This is a genomic window from Mycobacterium sp. SMC-4 (assembly GCF_050205565.1).
Lineage (GTDB): Bacteria > Actinomycetota > Actinomycetes > Mycobacteriales > Mycobacteriaceae > Mycobacterium.
In genome coordinates this window covers 29,485-51,967 of sequence record NZ_JBNMQU010000010.1, presented here as the reverse complement: position 1 = coordinate 51,967, position 22,483 = coordinate 29,485, and the positions used below count along the sequence as shown (strand labels likewise).

The window sequence follows — 22,483 nt, the reverse complement described above, 5'->3', positions numbered from 1 at the left end:
GAGCAGGTGATTACCGCAGGTCGAACCGGTCGTTGTTCATCACCTTCACCCAGGCAGCGACGAAGTCCTCGATGAACTTGCCCTTGCTGTCGTCCTGGGCGTAGACCTCGGCGATGCCACGCAGCACCGAGTTGGAGCCGAACACCAGGTCGTTGGCCGTGGCCGTCCACCGAATCTCACCGGTGACGCGGTCGCGACCCTCGTACACGTTCTCCTGGTTCTCCGACGGCTTCCACTGCGTCCGCATGTCGAGCAGGTTGACGAAGAAGTCGTTGCTCAACACGCCCGGATTGGCCGTGAAGACGCCGTGCTTGCTGCTGCCGTGGTTGACGTTGAGCACCCGCAGACCGCCGAGCAGCGCCGTCATCTCCGGAGCGGTGAGGTCGAGCAGGTAGGCCCGCTCCACCAGCTGCTGCTCCAGCGGATTCTTCTCGCCGGGGCGGAAGAAGTTGCGGAAGCCGTCCACCCGCGGTTCGAGCACCGCGAACGACTCGACGTCGGTCTGCTCCTGCGAAGCATCGGTGCGCCCCGGGACGAAGTGCACGTCGATCTCGTAACCCGCGTCGCGGGCAGCCTTCTCGACGGCGGCCGAACCACCCAGCACGATGATGTCGGCCAGCGACACCTTCTTGCCACCGGTGGCCGAGGCGTTGAACTCCTGCTGAACGCGCTCGAGCACGGGCAGCACCTTGTCCAGCTCGGCCGGCTCGTTGGCCTCCCAGCTCTTCTGCGGCTCCAGCCGGACGCGGGCACCGTTGGCGCCACCGCGCTTGTCGGTGCCGCGGTAGCTGCCGGCCGACGCCCATGCCGTCTTGATCAGCTGCTGCAGCGTCAGACCCGAGTCGAGCAGCGTGCTCTTGAGCGAGGCGATGTCGGACTCGTCGATGAGCTCGTGGTCCACCGGCGGCACCGGGTCCTGCCACAGCTGCGGCTCGGCGATCCACGGACCGAGGTAGCGGCTGATCGGCCCCATGTCGCGGTGCATCAGCTTGTACCACGCCTTCGCGAAGGCCTGGTCCATCTCCTCGGGATGATCCAGCCAGCGCCGGGTGATCTGACCGTAGATCGGATCCTCACGCAGGGCCACGTCGGTGACCAGCATGGTGGGCTTGCGCGGCGGGCCGCCGAAGGGATCCGGGATGGTCGCCTCGGCGTCCTTGGCCTCGAACTGCCAGGCGCCGGCGGGGCTCTTGGTCAGCTCCCACTCGTTGCCGTACAGGTTCTGCAGGAAGGCGTTGCTCCACTCCGAGTTCGTGCCGGTCCAGATGACCTCCAGACCACTGGTGACGGTGTCGTTGCCGTTGCCGGAACCGAACGGGCACTTCCAGCCGAGGCCCTGGTCCTCGATCGGGGCCCCTTCGGGCTCGGGTCCGACGTTCACGTCGGCGGCGCCGTGGGTCTTGCCCAGGGTGTGCCCACCGACGATCAGAGCAGCGGTCTCCTCGTCGTTCATCGCCATGCGGCCGAAGGTCTCGCGGATGTCGCGGGCCGCGGCCAACGGATCCGGCTTGCCTTCGGGGCCTTCGGGATTGACGTAGATCAGACCCATCGTGGTGGCACCGAAGGGCTCGGCGAGCTGGCGCTCACCTTCGTTGGTGCCGCCGTAGCGCTTGTCGGTGCCCAGCCAGGTGTCCTCCTGGCCCCACAGCATCTCCTCGGGCTCCCAGATGTCCTCGCGGCCGAACGCGAAGCCCATGGTCTGGAAGCCGGACTGCTCGAGCGCGGCGTTGCCGGCGTAAGCGATCAGGTCGGCCCAGGAGATCTTGTTGCCGTACTTCTGCTTGATCGGCCACAACAGGCGGCGGGCCTTGTCGAGGTTGGCGTTGTCGGGCCAGCTGTTCAGCGGGGCGAAGCGCTGCGAGCCCTGCCCGGCGCCGCCGCGACCGTCGAAGATGCGGTAGGTGCCGGCGGCGTGCCAGCTCATCCGGACGAACAGGCCGGCGTAGTTGCCGTAGTCGGCCGGCCACCAGTCCTGCGAGGTCCGGATGAGTTCGATGACGTCGCGCTTGAACGCCTCGACGTCGAGCTTGGCGAACTCTTCGGCGTAGTTGAAGTCCGGGCCGAGCGGATTGCCCTTCTCGTTCTGCTTGTGCAGCACCGACACGTCGACCTGCTCGGGCCACCAGTCCCGGTTGGTCAGCGGCGCATGCGACTTCGGCTTCGGCGAATCGATCGCCGGGTTCTCGCTCTCGCTGTTGCTGGCAGTCTTGCTGTCAGCGTGCGGCGGGCGAGCATCGGACGTATCAGATGACACAGTGTTCCCTTCCTGATCCATACATTCGGTAAATGATGGGGCTGTTGATCACGGATGTGATCGGGACAATCGAGTTGCCGTGCAAGTGGGGCAGAACCCCCAGTAGATGACCTCTGCTTCGTCCACGTCGAAACCGAGGTCATCCGATGCCGTCAGGCAGGGGGCATCACCGATCGCGCAGTCCACGTCGGCGATGACCCCACAGGACCGACACACCATGTGGTGGTGGTTGTCCCCGACCCGGGTCTCATACCGGGCCACCGAACCTGCCGGTTGTATCCGTCGAACCAAACCCGTTGCGGCCAATGCATTGAGCGCGTCGTAGACCGTTTGACGGGAGATGTCGGGCTGCACCTCGCGGGCAGCCCGGATGATGAGCTCGGTGTCAGCGTGCGGATGCGTTTCGACCGCCTGCAGTACCGCCATCCTCGGGCGGGTGACGCGCAGAGCAGCCGAGCGCAGAGCGTCCGCGTAGTTGGAATCTTCGGCCATCTTCTCGATCTTGGCCTCTTTTCTGGATGGGATCAAGTTTTTCCCGAAAATCGGTTGCATGTCGTCGAACACATGCAGGTCGCGTCGTTTCCGACCGGCGTGCGGGGGTATGCGCCCGGCATGACTGACGCACAGCTCGCCCTCGTGACGGGTGCCTCCAGCGGCATCGGCCTCGAGCTGGCGCGACTTCTTGCCCGCAACGGTTACGACGTGGTGGTGGCCGCCGAGGACGACGGGATCCACCAGGTGCCCGATCTGCTGGCCGAATTTGGACGCGACGTCCAGCCCGTTCAGGTCGATCTGCGCACCGCGGTCGGCGTCGAGAAGCTGTTCCACCACGCCACCGAGAGCGGTCGGCCGCTGGCCGTTGCCGCGTTGAACGCCGGGGTCGGTCGTGGCGACATGTTCCTCAAGTCAGAACTGCAGGACGACCTCGACATCATCGATCTCAACGTGCGCTCGACGATGCACCTGGCCAAGCTCGTCCTCCGCGACATGGCCAACCGGGGCACCGGCAAGGTGCTGTTCACCTCGTCGGTCGCGTCGATGATGCCGGGGTCCTATCAGACCGTCTACAACGCGTCGAAGTCGTTCGTGCAGTCGTTCGCGAAGGCGCTGCAGGACGAGCTGCGCAACAGTGCGATCACGGTGACCCTGCTACTGCCGGGGCCCACCGACACCGACTTTTTCGCGCGCGCGAAAATGCTCAACACACCCGTCGGGAAGATGAGCAAGGACGACCCGGCCGAGGTGGCGCGTCAGGGCTTCGATGCGCTGATGCGCGGTGACAAGCAGGTGGTCGCCGGTTCGCTCAGCTCGAAGATGATCGGGACCGTGTCGCGGGTGCTGCCCGACTCGGTCAAAGCCGCGGGCAGCCGGCTGATCTCGGCGCCGCTGGGACGCTGAGCCGTCAGGGCAGCGCGCCCAGGAATCCGCTCAGGGGACCTGGCGCGGGCGCCGGCACCGCGGGTGCCACCGGAGCCACCGGGGCGGGTACGACCGCCGGTCCCGGCACGGGTCCGGGGCCGCTCAGATGCGTCTGCCCGGTGTGCACACCGGCGGTGACGGGCGCCGCTTCGGCCGGGGCCAACGGCGCGATTGCTGCGGGCAGGGTCTCCTCCGAGACCGCGGCGACGTGCGGCGTGTTCACCGGTACCGACCAGGTCTGGGCCGGGGACGCTTCGACCACCGAATCGTCGAGCGACGCCGACTCGGCCACCGACTCCTCGAGCGACGCCGACTCAGCCACCGGTACGGATTCCGCGACCGGGACCGACTCCGGGATCGGCGCCACCTCGGGCTGCACGGCGGCCGCCACCGTGTCCGGGAGGACCGCCACCGGGGGCGGAACCGGAACGGGCGCCGCTTCGGGTGGGGACTGAGCCGGATGTGCCGACTCGGCGGCGGCCCCGACAGGGTCGGGTCCGGGAGCCATCGACGGCGTCGTGCCCACCAGTGCGTAGGCGACCAACCCGACGACCGCGGCGGCGGCCACACCGCCGGCGATCCGCACCGGGAGGCGGGAAGCCGCCGACGAGAGGGACATTCGGGCGTCGTCGACGAAACGCGACCACCGCATGCCCAAGCCGCCCGGCTCCGGAGCCGGATGAGGCACCAGCGCGGCAAGCTTCTGCAGCGGGGAATTGGTCTCGTCGGTGTACTCTGCGCGAGCCGCGCCGTAGGCCATCGCGAGGTGCGGGGCAATGTGGCGGGCCGTACGGTTGCGACCTTCGCGGGCCTGGTCCTGGGTCAATGTCTCGATCGCATCGAACCCGAACAGCCGTAGCTTGGTCCGAAGGCGGACACCGTGGTGCTGGCCGTCCGGAGTCCATGTCAGGTGCACGCGGTCGATTCGGTGCTCAGTGTGCGCGGTGAACTCCTGGACGCTGAGCGCGGCCGCCTTGGCGACCTCGTCCACCGATACGACCGGCACGACCTCCTCGGCCAGGATGACCCCGCTCGAGGTGTCCAGAAGCACCCACACCGCACTCGTTGCGGTGAGCGACAAGCCCATTACGTGCATAGCTACCCCTAGTCCACTACCAGTGATGGCTACTTATCGAAACGGTTGAGACAGATGTTACGCACGTCACCCCCTGTGACCAGCAGACTGCCGGCGGCCGGCTAACTACCCGCCCTTTCGAGCGTCTCGTTGAACGTCTTGCTGGGCCGCATGACCGCCGTGGTCTTCTCCCGGTCCGGGTAGTAGTAGCCCCCGATGTCGACCGCGTTGCCCTGCACCTCGTTGAGCTCGGCGACGATCGTCTCCTCGTTGTCGGCCAGCGATTTGGCCAGCGGCGTGAAGTACTCCGCGAGCTCGCTGTCCTCGCTCTGCTGGGCCAGCTCCTGCGCCCAGTACAGGCTCAGGTAGAACTGGCTGCCGCGGTTGTCGAGCTCTCCGGCCTTGCGCGACGGGCTCTTGTTGTTGTCGAGCAACTTGCCGATCGCCGAGTCGAGTGTCTTGCCCAGCAGCTCGGCCTTCTTGTTGCCCGACTTGCGGCCCATGTCTTCGAAGCTGGCCCCCAGCGCCAGGAACTCGCCGAGCGAATCCCACCGCAGATGGTTCTCCTCGAGCAGCTGGTGGACGTGCTTGGGCGCCGACCCGCCGGCGCCGGTCTCGTACATGCCACCGCCGGCCATCAACGGCACGATCGACAGCATCTTGGCGCTGGTGCCCAGCTCCAGGATCGGGAAGAGGTCGGTCAGATAGTCGCGCAGGATGTTGCCGGTCACCGCGATGGTGTCCTGGCCGCGGATGACCCGCTCCAGCGTGTATCGCATCGCCCACACCTGCGGCAGGATCGTGATCTCCAGGCCGTCGGTGTCCTCTTCCTTGAGGTACTGCTTGACCTTCTTGCGCAACTCGTTCTCGTGCGGACGCTCGTCGTCCAGCCAGAACACCGCGGTCATCCCCGAGGCGCGGGCGCGGGTGACCGCCAGCTTCACCCAGTCCCGGATCGCGGCGTCCTTGACGATCGGCATGCGCCAGATGTCGCCGGTCTCGACGTTCTGGCTCAGCAGCACCTCACCGCTGTCGATGTCGACGATGTCGGCGACGCCGTCCTCGGGGATCTCGAAGGTCTTGTCGTGGCTGCCGTACTCCTCGGCCTTCATCGCCATCAGCCCGACGTTGGGAACGGTGCCCATGGTCGTCGGGTCGAACTGGCCGTGGGTCTTACAGAAGTTGATGATCTCCTGATAGATGCGCGAGAACGTGGACTCCGGGTTGACCGCCTTGGTGTCCTTGGTGCGTCCGTCGGCGCCGTACATCTTGCCGCCCAGGCGGATCATCGCCGGCATCGACGCATCGACGATCACGTCGGACGGCGAGTGGAAGTTGGTGATGCCGCGGGCCGAATCGACCATCGCCAGCTCCGGGCGGGTCTCGTGGCAGCGGTGGATGTCCTCGATGATCTCGTCACGCTGCGAGGCGGGCAGCTTCTCGATCTTGTCGTAGAGGTCGCTCATGCCGTTGTTGACGTTGACGCCGAGCTCGTCGAACAGCTTCTGGTGCTTGGCGAAGGCGTCCTTGTAGAAGACCTTCACGGCGTGACCGAACACGATCGGATGGCTGACCTTCATCATGGTCGCCTTCACGTGCAGCGAGAACATCACGCCGGTCTCGTAGGCGTCCTGCATCTGCTGTTCGTAGAACTCGCACAGCGCCTTCTTGCTCATGAACATGCTGTCGATGACGTCGCCGTTCTCGAGCTTGACCTCGGGCTTGAGCACCAGCGTCTCGCCACTCTTGGTGGTCAATACCATCTTGACCTTGCGGTCCTTGTCCAGCGTCATCGACTTCTCGCCGTGGTAGAAGTCGCCTTCCTTCATCGTCGCGACGTGGGTGCGCGACGCCTGCGACCACTCCCCCATGCTGTGCGGATGCTTGCGCGCGTACTCCTTGACCGCCTTGGGTGCCCGGCGGTCCGAGTTGCCCTGGCGCAGAACGGGGTTGACCGCGCTACCGAGAACTCGGGCGTACCGGTCCTTGATTTCCTTCTCTTCGTCGGTCTTCGGATCGCCCGGGTAGTCGGGAAGGTCGTAGCCCTTGGCCCTGAGTTCCTTGATGGCCGCCAGCAGCTGCGGGACCGAGGCGCTGATGTTGGGCAGCTTGATGATGTTGGTCTCGGGCAGCTGCGTGAGCTCACCGAGCTCGGCGAGGTTGTCGGGCACCTTCTGCTCGTCGGTGAGCCGGTCGCTGAACTCGGCGAGGATGCGTGCGGCCACCGAGATGTCGGTGGACTTGACGTCGATACCGGCGGCGGAGGCGAAGGTGCGGACCACCGGAAGGAAGGCGAAGGTCGCGAGCAGCGGTGCCTCGTCGGTCAGCGTGTAGATGATGGTCGGCTGCTCATCGCTCATGTGTGCTGTCTCCCGGCTTTGGTCTGCTGGTCTGCGTCAGTTGGAAGAGCTGTGACCCTTCTGGCGCAGACTACCGAACGTGCCTTGCCCCACGGAGGGTCAGCCAGGGCTTCGAGGCCGTCACGGTGCTGTCACGGTTGGGCCAGTTTCGGCCGCATCGGCCGTTCCGGCGCTGCTGCGCGGTTACATTCACGCCGGTCGAGCGCTCGGCCCCCGGCGTAAAGGACACCGACATGCACCCCTGGAGATCGTTGACGTACTGCGCTGTGTCCGCGGCGCTGGGGCTGTCGGTCGCGGGTTGCGCCTCGCCGCCGGGCCCCGAGGCACCGGCTCGGGCCGCCGAGGTGACGGTGACGGGCTCGCCGACCGATTGGCAGGCCGCCGTGTGCCGCGACGGCTCCGATGCGCACTCCGGTACCCGGCACACGGTGCAGGGCAACTCCTGTGTGCCCGTCGACGGCGACGGGATCGTGCACTTCGATCACTTCGAGTCGGCGTCGTCGATGGACTCGGTGTTGTCGTGGACGCCGTCGCCGTACGTCGCGAAGACGATCGTCGACGGGCGCCCGATGGCCATCTGGACTCCGTCGGGTGAGGAGGCCGATCTCACGCCGCTGCAGCAGTTCGGTTTCCAGGTGGCGTCCTACCGATCGGCTGCGCTGCCGCGCCAGGTCGACGACGCACCGGCCACGGTGCCGCCGGGGCAGGTCGTCGATCTGCCGCCCAACGAGTTTGGTTATGCCGTGGTCCAGACCGTGTCCGGTGACATCCAGTGCATCGTCGAGCCCGCGTTCGTCGGATGCCAGAGCGACGGCACCGGATGGCCGCAGCACGCCGACGGCAGCGGGCCGTACCACGGGGTGCGCGTCAACGCCGACGGCACGGGTTCCTACGTCGACGGCAACCTGGGCGCTGCGGAGGCAACGACGCTGACGGCCCAGGCTTATCGGACGTTGGGTTGGACGGTCACGACGACACCTACGGGTCTGCGGTTCGTCAACGACCGGACCGGGCACGGCGCTGTCGTTGGCACCGATCGGGTCACCCCGTTCTGATTGCGTGCGGTCAGACCGGGCGGCCCGCGATGCCGGCCCGCAACAGGTCGTGGGCTGCGGCGGTGCCGTCGAGCAGACGGCTGGTGCGTGCCGCGATCTGCCAGGTCCCGTCGATGCGACGCAGCCGGAAGTGGTTGGCCGCGGCACGCCACACCACGAACTCCGACGGCGCACCGTCGGTGCCCGCGCGTCGCACCACCAGTGACTCGCACAAGGCCACCGCCTCGTCGCCGTCGACCGTCACCACGGCGGGCCCGAGGAAATGGCTGCACCCGGCGGCGACCAGTCCGCGGTGACTCTCCGAGGCGACCATCGCGCGGACGTCGTCACGGCTCGACATTCGCCACCCTTCGACGTCGTAGGTGCCGTCTTCGGCCCACAACCCGGCAGCGTTCGCCGCGTCGGCGGCGTCCACGCAGGGACCGTAGCTGGCGATCAGACGCTGGATGTCCCGTTCGGCTTCCAGTCGAGACAGCCGTTGCTCGAGAGCGGCCAGCCTGTCGTCGGTCGCGGTCATGTGGCCCTTTCGGTCAGGTGGCGTCGGCAAGCTCGCGGAGCAGGTGCAGTTGCTCGGTGTAGTGCTCGGCAGAGCGGGCGGTGACCGTGCAGGAGACCGCGGTGGCGCCGGCGTCGCGCAGTGATCTCAGCCGTCGTCGGACTGCGGCGGCCTCGGTTGCGGGGTCCAGGGGTCCGGTGGACAGGACGACGTCGAAGCCGTCGGGGATCTCGACGGCTGCCAGCATTTCGGCGACCTCGGCGGCCCGCAGCGCGAAGGGCAGCCATCCGTCGCCGAATGTCACCGCGCGGCGCAGGGATTGCATGCTTCGGCCGCCCACCCAGATCGGTACGGGGTCCGAGGTTGCGTGCGGCTGCACGGACATTCCGCCGTAGGAGTAGAACGGGCCGCGATATTCGGGAGTGGGCACCGACAGAGAGGCCCGCAGGGCACGAAGGGCATCGTCGGCGCGCGCCGCGCGCTGCTTCCAGTCTGCGCCGATCGCATCGAATTCCTCGGTCAGCGAGCCGATGCCGACACCGAGGATCAGGCGACCGCCGCTGAGCCGGTCCAACGTCCCGTAGCGTTTCGCGATCTCCAACGGGTGGTGGTACCCGAGTACCAGTACCGCCGTGGCGAGTTTGATCCGGTGGGTGTGTGCTGCCAGAAATCCGAGTGTGGACAACGGATCCCAGTACACGTCACCGCGAATAGCCGCGTCCTCGGCGGGGATGGCGACGTGCTCGGAGCAGGTCAGGAACTCATAGCCCAGCGCGTCGGCGGCTGCGGCGACGGTGCGGAGTTCGTCGGGACCGGCGTCGGCTTCCCATGGCGAGGCGACACCGGGAACCTGCACCACCACGGGTGTCGACAGCCCTAGGCGCACCGACACAGCTTAGGCGGTTCGAGACGCGCCGAAGTGACGGGTGTGGCGAAAGCCGCCATGGTCTCGAGGTCGCCGTTTATGGTGCTCTGGTGGGCACCAAATTGTTAGCCAACGGCCGAGGCCGATGGTTGGCTGTTGCGGTGTCGTTGGTGGCGTCTGCGGGCATGGTGTACGCGCAGACCGCGGTGCCGCCGCCCACTCCCGAACAGTCCACCGCGTCGAGCGCTGCACCGCCGGCGGCGGCCCCGAGTGTGGCTGCCCCGCCCACGGCAACCGAGGCCGAGTTGCTCGCTGCCAGCGCCCCGGTCGACGCCCGGGTGTTCGACTTCGCCTTGCCGACCGGCGTGACGCCGGAGGGCGGACTCCAGGTGAAGACCATCTGGGCCGCACGCGCGATCAGCATGATGTTCCCGGAGATCAAGACGATCGGCGGCTATCGGCAGGATCCGCTCAAGTGGCATCCCAACGGCCTGGCCATCGACGTGATGATCCCGAACCACAACAGCGACGAAGGCATCGAGCTCGGCAACCAGATCGCCGGTTTCGCGCTGGCCAACGCGAAGCGTTGGGGCGTCCTGCACGTGATCTGGCGCCAGGGGTTCTACCCCGGAATCGGCGCTCCGAGTTGGACCGCCGACTACGGCTCCGAGACGCTGAACCACTTCGACCACGTGCACATCGCCACCGACGGTGGCGGCTACCCCTCCGGCAAGGAGACCTACTACATCGGTTCGATGCAGAAGTAGCTGCTCACACCGCGACGCCAGCGGGACCGCACACCAGCAGTGTCGTCGATCGGTCACCGCACAGCGCACCGATGCGGGCATCCGACGGCGCGTCCGGGGTGAACTCTGTCTCCGGCGGAGGCGGCGGCAACAGCGGGAAGATGCTCGCGCCGGTCACCCCGGTCAGCCGCGCGACGATCTGCGCGACGATGTTGGTGGCGACGTACAGGACGTCGCCGAGCAGCTGCACCGGTGCGATCGCCACCTTGGCGATCAAGCTGACCAGGAAGATCTCCATGTCGGCGATCGCCTGCAGGCCCGAGGTGAGCGACTCGGTCAGCCCGTCCACGTAGTACGGAATCGCACCGAAGATGGTGCGCGCCCCCAACGCGATCTGTGTCCCGATGTCCGGATAGTCGTTTTCGTCGATGGCGTCCTGCAGGGCGTCGCGCAGCGCCTCGGCGGGGTCGTCACCTTCGGGGACGACGGTGCCGCCCTGATCCAGCAGCGACTCGCCGTCGAAGTCGCCGTCGGTGTCGAGACCGAACAGCGCCAGGACGGTCGGGGTCACGTCAACGATGTCGTACTGCAGGTTCATCGCGCCGCGGGTGAACAGCAGCGGATTGTTCGCGAGCACGAAAGTCGAAGTCTCGTCCGGTGATTGGAATCCGTGCCCGAGCCCTTGCTGCGGTTGGTGGCCGTGGTCGGTGACCATCAGGATGGTCCATTCCTCCCCGGAGTCGGCGATGGCCTGCAGGATGGCGCCGAGGTTCTCGTCGAAGTTCTCCAGCGCCTCCCGGTATTCGTCGGACGCGCCGCCGTACAGGTGCCCGTTCTCGTCGACGCCGACGAAGTAACTGAACATGAAGTTCGGAACGGCCAGGTCGGCGCCGGCGATGGCCGCCACCGTGGCCTGGCCGACGGCGTCGTCGGTGGCCAGCCAGTTGGTGTCGCCGGGCACCTGGTCGACGTTGACGATGACGTCGGCCCCGATGTCACCGGCGCCCGCGATCGCCGAGATGACGTTCCAGTTGGCGATGGACGTCGTCTGCACCGCCGGGTTCTGTGTCTCGATCAGGTCGAAGACCGTCGGGAACCTGTCGTAGGTCCACGGCGTGTAGACGTTGTTGAAGACACCGGTGCGCTCTCCCCACACGCCGGTCAGCACCGCCGTCCACGACGGGTTGGACAGGGTGGTGTGGCCGACGATGCTCGCCGGGGCGGTGGTGCTGTCGTCGATCAGGTTCCAGAAGTTGGTCATGGCCGGGTTGGCCAGCACCCTGCTGAGGTTGACCCCGTCGACGCCGATCACCAACACATTGGGCGAATCATCGATCGCCAGCGCATTGGATTGTTGCGCAACAACATTGGCCAGCTGCCGTTGGCTGTTGCGTTCCAGTTCATCGCGGACGGCGCCCAGGGCGGCCAGCATCGCCGCGCCCTGGAGCGGCGCTTGCCTGCCCGGTGCGGCCGTCGGACCGAACAGCGCGGACGCAAATCTGGCCAGGGTGGTGCGTTCGCGTGTCGGCGCCGATTTCGGTGGACGCCGTTGGGTGAGCGTCGTCGTCCTGGCTTGCTCCTTGCCGACCGTCGGTGTGGGGGCGGTCGGTTCCGGCTTCTCCTGAGATGGCGGCGGTTCGGACTCGTCGGAGGGTTCCGACGCGGCGGGCGGTTCGGTTGCCGGAGGTTCGGGTTCGTCCGAGGCGTCGGTCGGCGCCGCGGCGCTGCGGCTCTGCGGGCGTGTCGGTGTGTCGACCTCGAGTGCCTCGTCTTCATCCTTCGCCGTGCGCTGCTGGTCACGACGGGAACTCGCGCGCTCCTCGGCGCGGTGGTCCCGGCGGTCGCCGCGACGCTCGGCGTTGTCGCTGCCGACGGTGCGTTTGCCGGGCGACGCCGCGTCGCGTTGCTGCGACGTGTCCGAGGAAGCAGCACCCGGCTCGGCGAAGGCGACCGCTGGACTGCTCCCCAGCGCGACACCGACCCCAAGCATCACCGCAAGGGCGCCGACTCGACCGATGTGCTTGGCGTGACCCATGGGACTCCCCTTCGGATGGCAGGTATCTGCTCAGGCGCAAATTACGCCGCCCGGTGGGACGACACGCCGGGTTTGACCCGGTTCGCCGGCGTCGTCATCTTTCGTTACCAAACGCCCGATTCATCGTTATCGTGAAACACGGCGTCGTTGCCGCGGTCTTCGTCGACGGTGCCCCACCATGGCTGCACACGGTGTCTCTATGGGAGGACGACAATGGGCCAGCCGGAAACCGTTCTGGGGTTTGCGTTGATCTGCGCCCTGGTTGCGGGCTGTGGCAGTTCCATCGGCAACGCGGAGTCGACGACGCCGACGCGCACGGTGATCCCGCGTCCGCTGGTGGAGCGGGAACTGCCCGAATTGCTGCTCACCCCTGCTGAGATCGACCAGGAGATGGGCACGGCCGGGATGGCGCTGACCGGCTCGGCGACGACGCTGTCGGATACCAGCGCGTCCATGGCGCCGCGCGAGTGCCTGGCCGTCGACGCCGCCGGCGAGGCGCTCGTGTACGCCGACAGTGGTTACCGCGCATCACACGACGAGAGCTTCAACAACGGCGACGACTTCACCCATTATCTGAAGCAGACAGTGGTGCTCTTCCCGCTCGTGGAGAAGGCTCAGGAGTTCTTCGACGCCTCGGCGCAGCAGTGGCCCGCGTGCCGGCAGTACACCCATTTGCAGAGCGGCACCGAGTGGACGCCCGGGCCGGTCGCGAACGCCGACGGCATGCTCAGCGTCGTGGCGATGCAGCAGGACGCGCGCGCCGGCGGGTGGGGTTGTGGACGCGCGCTGGCCGTGCGCAACAACGTCATCGTCGACGTCAACGCCTGCGCGGCCAAGCCGGCGGACTCGGCGGTGCGCATCGCGAAGCGAATCGCCGACAATGTGTCCGCGCAATGGTGAACTGATCCTCGCGGTCGGCCCGTCCTGCCGCACGCCTGGGGGCTGCAGCTGACCGTGGCGTTTTGCCCGTTCGAGCTACCCCCGCGCGGTCGCCGCGCGCAGACGGATGGTGACGGCTTTCGACACCGGGGTGTTGGAGCCGCGCGCCACGTGGTCGAGCGGAATCAGCGGGTTGGTCTCCGGGTAGTACGCCGCTGCGTTGCCGCGCGGTGTCGGATAGGCCACCAGTCGGAAGTTCTCGGCGGTGCGCATTTCGGTCGTGCCGTCCGGACCCGTCCATTCCGACACCAGATCCACGCGGTCACCGGCCGCGAATCCCGCGGCGGCGATGTCGTCGGGATGGCAGAACACGACACGACGCCCGCCTTTGACTCCGCGGTAGCGGTCGTCGAGGCCGTAGATCGTGGTGTTGTACTGGTCGTGGCTGCGCAGTGTCTGCAGGATCAGGCAGCCCTCGGGCACCGGTTCCCAGTGCAGGTCGTTGACCACGAAGTTCGCCTTACCGGTTCGGGTGGCGAATCGGCGTTCGTCGCGCGGCGGGTGCGGCAGCACGAACCCGTCGGGCTGACGAACCCGGGTATTGAAGTCGGTGAAACCTGGGACCACCCGGGCGATCGCATCGCGGATCCTGTCGTAGTCGGTGGCGAAGTCATCCCACGGCACTGGGTGTGCTGAGCCGAACAGGGCCTGCGCCAGACCGCACACGATCGCCACTTCGCTTCGCACCTGCGGGCCGGGCGGTGTCAGGCCGCCGCGGGACAGGTGCACCACCGACATCGAATCCTCTACGGTGACAACCTGTTTACGCCCGCCGGTCATGTCCTTGTCGGTGCGTCCCAGCGACGGCAGGATCAGGGCGGTGCGCCCGGTCACTACATGTGAGCGGTTGAGCTTGGTCGACACCTGCACCGTCAGCGCGCACCGGCGCAGCGCCGCCTCGGTGACCTCGGTGTCCGGTGTGGCGGAGACGAAGTTGCCGCCCATGGCCATGAACACCCGGACCTGCCCGTCGCGCATCGCGCGGATGGCTTCCACGGAGTCGTAGCCGTGGTGGCGGGGACTGCGGATGCCGAACTCGGTGTCCAGCGCGTCGAGGAACGACGCCGGCGGCTTCTCCCAGATGCCCATCGTCCGGTCGCCCTGGACGTTGGAATGCCCGCGTACGGGGCACACCCCGGCGCCGGGCTTGCCCATCATGCCGCGCATCAACAGCAGGCTGGTGGCGTCCTGGATGGTGGCGACACCGTGGGTCTGTTGGGTCAAGCCCATGGCCCAGCACATGATGGTCCGTTTTGAGGCCATCAACGCCCGCGCGGTGTCCTCGATCTGCCGAACGGACAGCCCGGTGGCGGCAACGACGGTGTCGAGGTCCACGTTGCGGATGTGGGCGGCGTAGTCCTCGAAACCTGCGCAATGCCGTTGGAGGAACTCGTGATCGAGCACCGAGCCGGGTTCGCGATCCTCGGCTTCGAGCAGCAGCTTGGCCAAGCCTTGGAACAGTGCCTGGTCGCCGCCGATGCGGATCTGGAGAAACTCGTCGGCCAGTGCGACTCCGGCGCCGATCACCCCGTGCAGCTTCTGCGGGTCCTTGAACCGCAGCAGACCTGCTTCGGGCAACGGATTGATGGCGATGATCTTCGCGCCGTTGCCTTTTGCCTTTTCCAGCACCGACAGCATCCGTGGGTGGTTGGTGCCCGGGTTCTGACCGGCGATGAGGATGAGGTCGGCGTGCTCGAGGTCGGGCACCGACACCGAGCCCTTACCGATGCCGATGCTCTCGGTCAGGGCGGTGCCGGATGATTCGTGGCACATGTTGGAGCAGTCCGGCATGTTGTTGGTGCCGAAGCTTCGGATCAGCAGCTGATACAGGAAGGCTGCCTCGTTGGAGGTACGGCCGGAGGTGTAGAACGCCGCCTCGTCCGGGGTGTCGAGGGCGCGCAACTCGGTCGCGATGAGCTCGAAGGCCGACTCCCAGTCGATGGGCTCGTAATGCGTTGCACCGGAACGCAAGACCATGGGATGGGTGAGGCGACCCTGCTGGCCCAGCCAGTATTCGGTGCGGCCGGCCAGGTCGGCCACGGAGTGCCGGGCGAAGAAGTCGGGGTCGACGCGTCGTCGGGTGGCTTCCTCGGCCACCGCTTTGGCGCCGTTCTCGCAGAATTCGGCGTGCTTGCGGTGCCCGGGCGTCTCCGGCCATGCGCAACCGGGACAGTCGAAACCGTGACGCTGGTTGAGGCGCAGCAGGGCCCGTGCCGTCCGTAGGGCACCCATCTGCTCCACGCTGCGCTGCATCGACACCAGGACGGCTGGGACCCCGGCGGCATGGTCTTTGTGCGGGGTGACGACGACGTCGTTCTCGTCGAACTCATATCTGGTCTGGTCGTGGGCGCGCGGCACTGTGGGCTTCTTTCGGATCGGTGTGCTGTGACGGTAGTGGCCTGCGTCGGGGCCGACAACGGTTTGCTGATGACGATTCGACATGCTTCGATAGCCGCTGACTATCAAGGCGGTGAGCAATGTCGACAGAGGTGCACCTGGTGCAGCTGGAATACCTGGTCGCACTGGCCCGGGAACGCCACTTCGGCCGCGCCGCGGCAGCCTGCCATGTCAGCCAGCCCACCCTGTCGGTCGCCATCCGCAAGCTCGAGCATGAACTCGGGGTGCCGATAGTGCTGCGTGGTCGGCGGTTTGAGGATTTCACCGTCGAAGGCAAGCGGGTTCTGAGCTGGGCGCACCGCATGCTCGCCGAGCGTGACGAGTTGCTGGCCGACGTGGAGCGCATGCGCGGTGGGCTGACGCTGACCGCGCGCATCGCGGCGATCCCCACCTCGATACCGGCCAGTCCCCTGCTCAGCGGCCGGCTTCTGCAGCGCCACCAGTCGGCTTCGGTACGGGTGGAGGCGCTGTCGTCGCGTGAGATCGCGCGCCGGCTCGCCGATTTCGAGATCGACGCCGGTCTGACCTATCTCGACGACGAGGCGCCACCGGGCTGCCGTCAGACCGCGCTGTACCGGGAGCGGTATGTCCTGCTGGCACCCGAGAGCAACCCGGTGATGACGCATTCCGAGGTTTCGTGGGGGCAGGCCGCCACACTGCCGCTGTGCGCGTTGACCTCCGAGATGCGGAATCGGCGGATCATCAACGCGCACATGGCCGCAGCGGCTGTCGACTTCACGCCGGTGGTGGAGGCCGACACGGTGGGCGCCATCTTCGCCCACCTGACCGGCGGCGGGTTCGCGACCATCGCGTCGCACGCGTGGCTGCACGCCTTCGGGGTGCCGGCCGGGATGGCGGTACGCCCGATGACCGACAACCGGGACGGGCCGACGGTCGGGGTGATCACACTGGCGCGGGAGCCCGAGTCCCCGGTGTCGGCGGCCGTACATGCCGCGGCCGCAGAGTCCGACATGGCGGCAGTCCTCGAGCAGGGGTTGCAGCGGTGGCTGGCTGGGTGCTGACCACCGATCCCGGCGACTACGCTGGGGTCCATGGCTGAGTCGATGTCTGCGAAGCGCAATGCAGATGCTGTTGCGAAGTTCCTTGCGGCTCAGCGGTATACGCGCGAAGAGATCTTCGCGGATCCGTGCCCGGTACCCGCCGAGGCCGGTGCTCACGGGTGGTGGTTCCGAGAGATCCCCGGAGATATCGACGTCTCCGGTTGTCAGCAGCGCGACGGGTGGACGCTGCTCTACGTCGGCATCAGTCCGAGCCCGCCGCGCGGCGACGGCAAGCCGCAGAACCCCGGCGATCTCCGCAAACGAATCCGCTACCACTTCGGCGCCGGGCATGCCAGCGCCGACGGTTCCACCCTGCGCAAGTCGCTCGGTGTGCTCCTGGGCGAGCGACTCGGCTTCGCGTTGCGCCGCGTCGGCTCGGGTAAGCGCCAGAGCTTCGCCGGCGGTGAAGCGATCTTGACGCAGTGGATGGCCGAGAACGCCGCGGTGTCGTGGGTGCTCCACCCCGAGCCGTGGCATTTGGAAGCCAAGCTGATCAAGGCGTTGGATCTGCCGCTGAATTTTCAGGACAACGAGCGCAATGCGTTCGCCCCGACGTTGAAGAAGCTGCGCCGTGATGCCGCGGTGAAGGCCGGCAAGATGCGCGTGCTCGCGGAGTGGTCGTCCTAGCCGACGATCGGAAATCGGCCGTCAGCGCATCAGTGCGCTGGCGACCGTGCGCGCCTGATGGGCCAGCGCGGCGCACATCCTGTTGAGGTTCACGACACCCATCACCGTCCCGGAGACGAACCGGCATGCGCTGCCGGTGCCGGCAGGAGCCGCCGATCTCGGTGCGAGCGCATAGGCGCCGCAGACCGGCCAGGCGCCGATGCCCTGTGTGCGCAGGACACGCTCGGCGATCGCGATCTGATATTCGCGCGACGTCTTCTCAGGTGAGCCGACGCCACCGTGCTCACGCCACGTCGCCGGCAGGAACTGGAGGCCGCCGTAGAACCCGTTGCCGGTGTTGATCGCCCAGTTGCCGCTGGACTCGCAGTGGGCGATCGCATCCCAATTCACCGAGCTGGCGTGAGCCTGCGGAGTGCCGACCGCCATTGGCGTCACCGACAGGGCGGCGGCCGCCACGACCACACGCCATCGCTTGACCATGTGCACCGAGATCCCCTTCAGTCACCAGATGGTGACCGCCATTGTTACTGCTGATATCGCAGTGAACCCTGAGGAAACTGTGATGGTTGTTCATAAGTTTGGGCGGGCGGGTGGTCGGTCAGACTCCGTATCGCTGGATGAACCACTCACGGACTGCGCTCTCCAGCATCGTGGCGAACTCCCGCTGCACTCGATGCTGAGCACGGTCGACGGCGGCGCACTTCTGGACCACCTCGTCGAGGACGGCGGCCTCGTCGATGCTGGTCAGGACACTTTCCCTCATGACCCACCGACCGCCGATCATCACGTCGGTGATGGTGTCGGGGCGTGACCGTGCGATCAGCAGCTCGACCTCGGAGACGCCCTCGAGCTGGAAGGGATGACGCAGCCGGGTCTCGTCGAACAGGACCAGATCGGCCGGCGCGCCGGCGGTGATGGTGCCGTGTCCGTTGCCGAATCCGGTGGTGCGTGCGCCACCGACGGTGGCCATCGCGAAGACCTGCTCGGCGGAAACCCTGCGTCGGGACATACCTGGTTCCCGGTTGACGGTGTAGATCAGTCGCATTTCCTGGATCATGTCGCGGTCGTCGTTGATTCCGGCTTCGTCGATGCCGATGCCGACGTTGATGCCGGCGTCGAGCACGTCGAGCAGTGGCAGACGGCCACTGGACAGTCGGAAGTTCGAGCTGCAGTTGTTGCAGACGCTGGCCCCGGAATCGGCGAGCACCCCGATGTCGTCGTCCTGCAGCCACGTCCCGTGTCCGAGGGTGAGCCGGTCGCTGAGCAGGCCGGAGTCGGAGAGGAATTCCAGGCGCCGTGCACCTGCCCTGACGTCGAGATATCGGGACTGGTAGATGGTTTCCAGGAAATGCAGGTGGACCGGTGCGCCGGTCTGGGCCGACACCTCCCCGATGCGTCCCAGGCCGTCATCGCTGAGCCAATGAAAGTTGCAGGGACCGAGCTGGATTGCGGTCAACGCTTCGTCGGCGTACTTCTCGGACAAGGCGTGGAAGTCGGCGATCTTGTCCTCCAGCGGTGTGCGGAAGAACTCGACGAGATCGGTGAACCATTGCCGGGCGCTCTCGGGTAGCGCGGGAAGAAGCTCGAGGTCGTCGTCGTGGATGAAGAAGTTCTGGTCGCGGACGAGTTTGGCGTAGGAGGTCCGCATACCGATCTGCAGATAGGTGTCGAGCACCGCCCGCGCCGACGCCAGCGGATCGGTGGCGTCGGTGTCGTACCAGCCTTGCAGGTGCGCGACGGTGGTGACTCCGCTACGGATCATCTGGATCGCTGAGTATGCGGTGTCGACGCCGAGGTCGATCTGCGGGTTGGCCGAACGCGCCGCGATCCACGTTTCCAGCGGGGAATCCGGCGACCCGAGTTGCACCGGCGTCACGCCGAGATGGTGGTGCCCGTTGACGAAACCCGGTGTCAGGAGGGAGTTCTGGAACCGCAGCGGCGTCACCTCGGGGTATTTTTCGCATACCGCACGGGCCGGCCCCACTTCAGCGATGATTCCGCCGTCGACCACCACCGCCTGCTCGGAGATACAGGACACGTCCCGGGTCGCGGGATCAGCGGTGATCACCGCACGCGGAATGAGAATTGTAGGCATGACCAACTTCCGTGGGATCGGGGGCGGTACCGATGCTAGACCGGCATCGCCGCAGCGATCCGCGCGGGGTAACGAATTCAACGGTGCGACAAGGGTTTTGAGGCGTCCGAATTTCAGTTGATGGAACACCCACGTAACGAATCCGAAACCGGACGGGTGTATCGAGGGCGCCTCAGTCGATGCCCCGGGCGATCAACGCCTCGCTGAAGTTGTCGGCAGCACGCAGCGCTCCCACGATGACGGGCACAAAGACCACCCGCGGGGATATCCGCAGTCCGCGTGCCCGGCGGGCTTCGTCGACCTGCCGGATGATCTCCACCAGCAGCGGGATGGATCTGATGGTCAGAGCCAGCGCGATGGCCACCTGCCGGACCGGGAAGCCGAACCGCGCGAGCGGCGCCATCGCCCTGTTCGCGGCGTCGAGCATGTCGGCTGTTCTGGTGGTCAGCGTGACGAGCGCGGCCAGACAGACCGCGAGCAGCAGCACCCCGCACACCACCAGCGCCCGGCTCCAGTCGGTGAGCAGCACCTGCAGCACGAAGATCACCCCGACCACCCACAACACCGGGCGCAGCTGCCCGATCAGCACTCGCGGGGACAGCCGCGCCGAAGCAACCGCGGCCGACACCGCGGCGGCCGCGACGCCGAGTCGCGTCGGGGAGTCCACCAGCACCGTCATCAAGATGATCAACGCGCCCAGTGCGATCAGCTTCGCCCCGGCCGGCATCCGGTGCAGCCACGACCGTCCCGGCCGGTACTCCCCCAAAACCGTCATGACATCAGCCGCCGGTAGGCGGGCAGCGCGACCGCCGGCACGTCGTCGGCGACCAGCTGACCCTCGTCGAGCACGATCACCCGGTCCGCGTCACTGGCCAGGTCCAGGTCGTGCGTGACGAGCACGAGTTGGGTGTCCAGTGACGCGAACGCGGCGCGCAGCATTCGCGCATTGCGGAGATCCAGCAGCGTGGTCGGTTCGTCGGCCACGACGATCGACGGTTCGGTGACCAGCACGGTCGCCAGGGCGAGCAGCTGCTTCTGGCCGCCGGAGAGCAGATGAGCCGGCTGATCCGCGTGCCCGGCCAGGCCGAACCGTTCGAGCACCGCAGCGACCCGCTCGGCGCGGGCCTGCCGGTCCAGCTTCAGGCGGGACAGCGACAGTTCGACGTCCTCGGCGACGGTCGGCATCAGGATCTGCCGGTCCGGGTCGGTGAACACGAACCCGACCAGGCGCCGGACCTGTTTGGCCGCCCGCTTCGTGTCCAGTCCGTGTACGCGTACCGCGCCACCGTCAGGGATGACCAGGCCGTTGAACATGCGCGCCAGGGTCGACTTGCCGCTGCCGTTGGCGCCGACGATCGCGATCCGGCGCTGTGTGAGCGTCAGCGAGACGTCGTGCAGGACGCGGCGGTCACCGAATGCGTGCGAGACGTGGTCGACGACGATCGCTTCGGGGGGATCGTCACTCATGGTTGCGGGCGCTGCGCCACGGCGTGATGAGACCGGGCCGGGCTCGGTGGACTTGGGCGGCGACGTAGGCGCATATGACGGCTTTGACGATGTCGCCGGGGACGTAGATTCCGTTGGTGGACAAGGCCGCCCACCACGTCAAGTCGGTGCGCAGCATCAAACCGATCGTGCCGAAGAGGTAGATCACCGCCATGCCGCCGACGATGTTGATGAGGATGCCCCAGAGCACGCGGTAGCGCGGCATCATGATCGCGGTCAGCGCACCGATCACGGCGACGGCCGGTAACCAGCCGACGAAGAAGCCGGCCGTCGGTGAGGACAGCGACACCAGGCCGGTCCGGCCGCCCGCCAGGATCGGCAGGCCGGCGATGGCCAGGATCGCGAACAGCGCAATCGCGAGTGCGCCCTTGCGGGGCCCGAGGATGGAGCCGGCCAGCATCACGCCCAGGGTCTGCAAGGTGATCGGGACGCCGGTGGGCCCGAGCGTCAGGGTTCCGGGCAGGCCGAGGGCGGCCAGCAGCCCGGCGAACACGGCCGCCTGCGTCAGGTCGCGCCACTCGAAGCGGCCACGGATGGTGGCGGACTGCTCGGACGTCTCACGATTCACCCGGGAATTATCGGCGACGGCCAGACGTGCCGGGAAATCGGCGCCGCCTCGGCGGCCGCCTCGCGCGGAGGAGGATGGTGAAATGAGCGCCGACACGAAGCCACCACCTCCGGGCAGCGACGTCATCGTCGTCCCTCCGGCCGAGCGAATGTGGCGCAGTCTGCTCACCGTCGCCGCGGACAACCTCGAACCACTGATGAACGTGTACCGCCCCTACGTCGACGGCCTGGACAATCTGCCGGCCGACGGCCGCTTCCTGATCGTCGGCAATCACACCCAGATGTCGTTGGCCGAGATCGTCATGATCCCGTACTACGTGCGCCACACCATCGGCAAGCAGGTCAGGCCGCTGGCCGACCGGCAGTTCGGGAAGGCCAGGGGGTTGCAGGCCGATCTGATCGCCGCCTACGGCGCTGTGGTCGGCTCCCCTGAGACGGCAGGTGCGCTCATGCGTCAGGATCAGACCATCCTGGTTTTTCCCGGTGGTGGCCGCGAGATCGCCAAGTTCAAGGGCGAGGAGTACCGGTTGCGGTGGGACAACCGCTCCGGTTTCGCCCGTCTGGCCACCGACCACGACTATCCGATCGTGACCGCCGCGCTGGTCGGCGCCGACGACGTCTACACCAGCCTGGTGACCCGCGACGGCGTGTTCGGGCGGTTCAGCAACTGGCTCGGTCGGCGCACCGGTGCACCCCCGGATATGGCGATGCCGCTGTTGCGCGGTGTGGGCCCCACCCTCATCCCCCGCCCGCAACGCATGTACCTGCGGTTCGGCCCGCCGATCAGCACCACCCAACCCGCGGACACCGAGCGGGAGGAGTGGGTCGCGAAGATCAAGACCGAGGTGCAGGCGCAGTTGGAGGCCGAACTGGCTGACCTGCAACGGATTCGGAGCGCCGACCCCTACCGGGAGCTCAATCCGCTCGCCTGGCGATCAGCGATCATGCCGTCGCACGCATCCGCCGCTCCGGTTTGACAACGGGAA

The 22,483-nt window shown here is 67.1% G+C and carries 20 protein-coding genes; 7 read left to right on the top strand and 13 right to left on the bottom strand.

Annotation, left to right across the window (positions count from 1 at the left end; translation table 11 throughout):
• Positions 1 to 10 precede the first annotated feature (10 nt).
• Positions 11 to 2,254 carry a catalase/peroxidase HPI gene (gene katG / locus ACQI46_RS17975; RefSeq protein ID WP_427095386.1) on the bottom strand — a complete coding sequence of 748 codons (2,244 nt, stop codon included), beginning with the start codon at positions 2,252 to 2,254 and terminating at the stop codon, positions 11 to 13.
• A gap of 48 nt (positions 2,255 to 2,302) precedes the next feature.
• Complete coding sequence (locus ACQI46_RS17970; protein WP_427095553.1) at positions 2,303 to 2,746, bottom strand: Fur family transcriptional regulator; 444 nt, start codon at positions 2,744 to 2,746, stop codon at positions 2,303 to 2,305.
• A 120-nt stretch (positions 2,747 to 2,866) separates the two neighbouring features.
• Here ACQI46_RS17970 and ACQI46_RS17965 point away from each other — a divergent pair, with 120 nt between their 5' ends.
• Positions 2,867 to 3,652 (top strand): SDR family NAD(P)-dependent oxidoreductase, encoded by a 786-nt coding sequence (locus ACQI46_RS17965; protein WP_427095385.1) that lies wholly within the window; start codon positions 2,867 to 2,869, stop codon positions 3,650 to 3,652.
• Positions 3,653 to 3,656: 4 nt separating this feature from the next.
• On the opposite strand, the gene ACQI46_RS17960 is transcribed toward ACQI46_RS17965, so the two are convergent.
• Both ACQI46_RS17960 and ACQI46_RS17955 read right to left on the bottom strand, forming a co-directional pair.
• Entirely contained in the window at positions 3,657 to 4,760 is a 1,104-nt protein-coding gene (locus ACQI46_RS17960; protein ID WP_427095384.1) for a hypothetical protein, read from the bottom strand.
• A gap of 110 nt (positions 4,761 to 4,870) precedes the next feature.
• On the bottom strand, positions 4,871 to 7,108 hold the full coding sequence (locus tag ACQI46_RS17955; RefSeq protein ID WP_427095383.1) for an NADP-dependent isocitrate dehydrogenase: 2,238 nt from the start codon (positions 7,106 to 7,108) through the stop codon (positions 4,871 to 4,873).
• Between the two features lie 233 nt (positions 7,109 to 7,341).
• Between ACQI46_RS17955 and ACQI46_RS17950 the strand changes: the two genes are divergently transcribed.
• Complete coding sequence (locus ACQI46_RS17950; RefSeq protein ID WP_427095382.1) at positions 7,342 to 8,163, top strand: hypothetical protein; 822 nt, start codon at positions 7,342 to 7,344, stop codon at positions 8,161 to 8,163.
• A 10-nt stretch (positions 8,164 to 8,173) separates the two neighbouring features.
• On the opposite strand, the gene ACQI46_RS17945 is transcribed toward ACQI46_RS17950, so the two are convergent.
• A complete protein-coding gene (locus ACQI46_RS17945; protein WP_427095381.1) occupies positions 8,174 to 8,680 on the bottom strand; it encodes a nuclear transport factor 2 family protein in 507 nt (168 codons plus the stop codon).
• Between the two features lie 13 nt (positions 8,681 to 8,693).
• The gene (locus ACQI46_RS17940; RefSeq protein WP_427095380.1) at positions 8,694 to 9,545 is read right to left on the bottom strand and encodes a TIGR03619 family F420-dependent LLM class oxidoreductase; all 852 of its coding nucleotides are present in this window, start codon (positions 9,543 to 9,545) and stop codon (positions 8,694 to 8,696) included.
• 89 nt (positions 9,546 to 9,634) lie between these two features.
• Here ACQI46_RS17940 and ACQI46_RS17935 point away from each other — a divergent pair, with 89 nt between their 5' ends.
• Positions 9,635 to 10,291 (top strand): glycoside hydrolase, encoded by a 657-nt coding sequence (locus tag ACQI46_RS17935; RefSeq protein ID WP_427095379.1) that lies wholly within the window; start codon positions 9,635 to 9,637, stop codon positions 10,289 to 10,291.
• 4 nt (positions 10,292 to 10,295) lie between these two features.
• On the opposite strand, the gene ACQI46_RS17930 is transcribed toward ACQI46_RS17935, so the two are convergent.
• The gene (locus tag ACQI46_RS17930) at positions 10,296 to 12,305 is read right to left on the bottom strand and encodes an alkaline phosphatase family protein (protein ID WP_427095378.1); all 2,010 of its coding nucleotides are present in this window, start codon (positions 12,303 to 12,305) and stop codon (positions 10,296 to 10,298) included.
• A 213-nt stretch (positions 12,306 to 12,518) separates the two neighbouring features.
• Here ACQI46_RS17930 and ACQI46_RS17925 point away from each other — a divergent pair, with 213 nt between their 5' ends.
• The gene (locus tag ACQI46_RS17925) at positions 12,519 to 13,205 is read left to right on the top strand and encodes a sensor domain-containing protein (protein WP_427095377.1); all 687 of its coding nucleotides are present in this window, start codon (positions 12,519 to 12,521) and stop codon (positions 13,203 to 13,205) included.
• 75 nt (positions 13,206 to 13,280) lie between these two features.
• Here the strand turns inward: ACQI46_RS17925 and ACQI46_RS17920 are convergent, their stop codons facing one another.
• Positions 13,281 to 15,602: an FdhF/YdeP family oxidoreductase gene (locus tag ACQI46_RS17920; protein ID WP_427095376.1), complete on the bottom strand. Its 2,322-nt coding sequence runs from the start codon at positions 15,600 to 15,602 to the stop codon at positions 13,281 to 13,283.
• A 119-nt stretch (positions 15,603 to 15,721) separates the two neighbouring features.
• Between ACQI46_RS17920 and ACQI46_RS17915 the strand changes: the two genes are divergently transcribed.
• Together ACQI46_RS17915 and ACQI46_RS17910 are read left to right on the top strand one after the other, a co-directional pair.
• Positions 15,722 to 16,663 (top strand): LysR family transcriptional regulator, encoded by a 942-nt coding sequence (locus ACQI46_RS17915; protein ID WP_427095375.1) that lies wholly within the window; start codon positions 15,722 to 15,724, stop codon positions 16,661 to 16,663.
• A gap of 30 nt (positions 16,664 to 16,693) precedes the next feature.
• A complete protein-coding gene (locus tag ACQI46_RS17910) occupies positions 16,694 to 17,329 on the top strand; it encodes a GIY-YIG nuclease family protein (protein ID WP_427095374.1) in 636 nt (211 codons plus the stop codon).
• A gap of 21 nt (positions 17,330 to 17,350) precedes the next feature.
• Here the strand turns inward: ACQI46_RS17910 and ACQI46_RS17905 are convergent, their stop codons facing one another.
• From ACQI46_RS17905 to ACQI46_RS17885, 5 genes are all read right to left on the bottom strand, one after another.
• Positions 17,351 to 17,809 carry a transglycosylase family protein gene (locus tag ACQI46_RS17905; RefSeq protein WP_427095373.1) on the bottom strand — a complete coding sequence of 153 codons (459 nt, stop codon included), beginning with the start codon at positions 17,807 to 17,809 and terminating at the stop codon, positions 17,351 to 17,353.
• Positions 17,810 to 17,927: 118 nt separating this feature from the next.
• Positions 17,928 to 19,424 carry an amidohydrolase family protein gene (locus ACQI46_RS17900; protein ID WP_427095372.1) on the bottom strand — a complete coding sequence of 499 codons (1,497 nt, stop codon included), beginning with the start codon at positions 19,422 to 19,424 and terminating at the stop codon, positions 17,928 to 17,930.
• Positions 19,425 to 19,596: 172 nt separating this feature from the next.
• The gene (locus ACQI46_RS17895; RefSeq protein ID WP_427095371.1) at positions 19,597 to 20,199 is read right to left on the bottom strand and encodes an energy-coupling factor transporter transmembrane component T family protein; all 603 of its coding nucleotides are present in this window, start codon (positions 20,197 to 20,199) and stop codon (positions 19,597 to 19,599) included.
• A complete protein-coding gene (locus ACQI46_RS17890) occupies positions 20,196 to 20,891 on the bottom strand; it encodes an energy-coupling factor ABC transporter ATP-binding protein (RefSeq protein WP_427095370.1) in 696 nt (231 codons plus the stop codon). Before ACQI46_RS17890 ends, ACQI46_RS17895 begins: the two co-directional genes overlap by 4 nt.
• Positions 20,884 to 21,498, bottom strand: coding sequence for a biotin transporter BioY (locus ACQI46_RS17885; protein ID WP_427095369.1), 615 nt, complete (start codon positions 21,496 to 21,498; stop codon positions 20,884 to 20,886). Before ACQI46_RS17885 ends, ACQI46_RS17890 begins: the two co-directional genes overlap by 8 nt.
• 82 nt (positions 21,499 to 21,580) lie before the next feature.
• Between ACQI46_RS17885 and ACQI46_RS17880 the strand changes: the two genes are divergently transcribed.
• Positions 21,581 to 22,474 (top strand): lysophospholipid acyltransferase family protein, encoded by an 894-nt coding sequence (locus ACQI46_RS17880; RefSeq protein ID WP_427095368.1) that lies wholly within the window; start codon positions 21,581 to 21,583, stop codon positions 22,472 to 22,474.
• The last annotated feature ends 9 nt before the right edge of the window (positions 22,475 to 22,483 follow it).

Bases quoted from the DNA above. Each gene is read 5' to 3' on its own strand.
- ACQI46_RS17970 (WP_427095553.1), bottom strand. From the start codon at position 2,746: ATGGCCGAAGATTCCAACTACGCGGACGCTCTGCGCTCGGCTGCTCTG.
- ACQI46_RS17965 (WP_427095385.1), top strand. From the start codon at position 2,867: ATGACTGACGCACAGCTCGCCCTCGTGACGGGTGCCTCCAGCGGCATC.
- ACQI46_RS17960 (WP_427095384.1), bottom strand. From the start codon at position 4,760: ATGGGCTTGTCGCTCACCGCAACGAGTGCGGTGTGGGTGCTTCTGGAC.
- ACQI46_RS17955 (WP_427095383.1), bottom strand. From the start codon at position 7,108: ATGAGCGATGAGCAGCCGACCATCATCTACACGCTGACCGACGAGGCA.
- ACQI46_RS17950 (WP_427095382.1), top strand. From the start codon at position 7,342: ATGCACCCCTGGAGATCGTTGACGTACTGCGCTGTGTCCGCGGCGCTG.
- ACQI46_RS17945 (WP_427095381.1), bottom strand. From the start codon at position 8,680: ATGACCGCGACCGACGACAGGCTGGCCGCTCTCGAGCAACGGCTGTCT.
- ACQI46_RS17930 (WP_427095378.1), bottom strand. From the start codon at position 12,305: ATGGGTCACGCCAAGCACATCGGTCGAGTCGGCGCCCTTGCGGTGATG.
- ACQI46_RS17925 (WP_427095377.1), top strand. From the start codon at position 12,519: ATGGGCCAGCCGGAAACCGTTCTGGGGTTTGCGTTGATCTGCGCCCTG.
- ACQI46_RS17915 (WP_427095375.1), top strand. From the start codon at position 15,722: ATGTCGACAGAGGTGCACCTGGTGCAGCTGGAATACCTGGTCGCACTG.
- ACQI46_RS17910 (WP_427095374.1), top strand. From the start codon at position 16,694: ATGGCTGAGTCGATGTCTGCGAAGCGCAATGCAGATGCTGTTGCGAAG.
- ACQI46_RS17905 (WP_427095373.1), bottom strand. From the start codon at position 17,809: ATGGTCAAGCGATGGCGTGTGGTCGTGGCGGCCGCCGCCCTGTCGGTG.
- ACQI46_RS17900 (WP_427095372.1), bottom strand. From the start codon at position 19,424: ATGCCTACAATTCTCATTCCGCGTGCGGTGATCACCGCTGATCCCGCG.
- ACQI46_RS17895 (WP_427095371.1), bottom strand. From the start codon at position 20,199: ATGACGGTTTTGGGGGAGTACCGGCCGGGACGGTCGTGGCTGCACCGG.
- ACQI46_RS17890 (WP_427095370.1), bottom strand. From the start codon at position 20,891: ATGAGTGACGATCCCCCCGAAGCGATCGTCGTCGACCACGTCTCGCAC.
- ACQI46_RS17880 (WP_427095368.1), top strand. From the start codon at position 21,581: ATGAGCGCCGACACGAAGCCACCACCTCCGGGCAGCGACGTCATCGTC.